This is a genomic window from Oleiphilus sp. HI0061 (assembly GCF_001635675.1).
This window is the reverse complement of sequence record NZ_LWFE01000304.1, coordinates 1-934: the sequence shown is the minus strand read 5'-3', so window position 1 is coordinate 934 and position 934 is coordinate 1. Positions and strand designations below refer to the sequence as shown.

Here is a 934-nt window from a genome sequence, read left to right as displayed (position 1 = left end):
CGGGCTACAAATTGATATACACGCCAAAAGCGAGTCTTTGGCATAAGGGTGGCGTATCAACGTGTGGTGGAGATAAAGCGTCCCCGCGAATAGAATACTGGACAACAATGGCAACCTTGAAATTGGCGGTTCTGCATTTAAGTGAAGAAGACGCTAAGAGGTTTTGTAACTACTGGCCAAAAAGAAAATTGTTAAAGATACTTTTTTTGATGATGAAGGGGCAGTTGACGTGGCAGCATTTTAAGTCTGTACATACTGCATACAAAAACTTCAAACATTGGAACAGAGTGCGTTATGTAGATAACGGGTATAACCCTTTTTAGACGCTGATTGAGCACTATCAAAATAGGCACTAACAAGAGATCAGCAAAGGATATTTGATGTATAAGAACAAAACGTTTCTAGTCACGGGCGGTACAGGCTCTTTTGGTAAAACGGTTACCAATTATTTGCTTAAGCAAGATTGTAAAGAAGTAAGAGTGTTTAGCCGAGACGAAGCAAAGCAGGATTTAATGCGCACCGAATACATGAATGATGCGCGTGTGAAGTTTTATATTGGCGATGTGCGCGATTATGACTCAGTTTATAATGCGTTAAATACAGTCGACTACGTTTTTCATGCAGCGGCCCTTAAACAGGTTCCATCGTGTGAATTCTTTCCGATGCAAGCTGTCATGACGAATATCACAGGTAGTGATAATGTAATTAAAGCAGCAATTGCTAATAAAGTTAGCAAAGTGGTATGTCTAAGCACCGATAAAGCCGTGTACCCAGTAAATGCGATGGGTATGAGTAAGGCGATGATGGAAAAAGTAGCACAGTCTTACGCCCGCACCTCATCTGATACTACGATTACCTGCGTTCGTTACGGAAACGTGATGTACTCTCGTGGCTCCGTTATTCCTCGCTTTATTGAGCAGATCAAAGCTGGAAA

Annotated in this window: 2 protein-coding genes; both read left to right on the top strand. The window is 41.6% G+C overall.

Features of this window, described 5'->3' with window-relative positions; all coding sequences use genetic code 11:
- On the top strand, nt 1–323 hold a 323-nt coding region (locus tag A3735_RS31690; protein WP_231882362.1), incomplete at its 5' end, for a hypothetical protein.
- Nucleotides 324–380: 57 nt separating this feature from the next.
- Nucleotides 381–934 (top strand): SDR family NAD(P)-dependent oxidoreductase (locus A3735_RS03970; protein WP_156499390.1); only part of this gene is annotated, 554 nt, incomplete at its 3' end.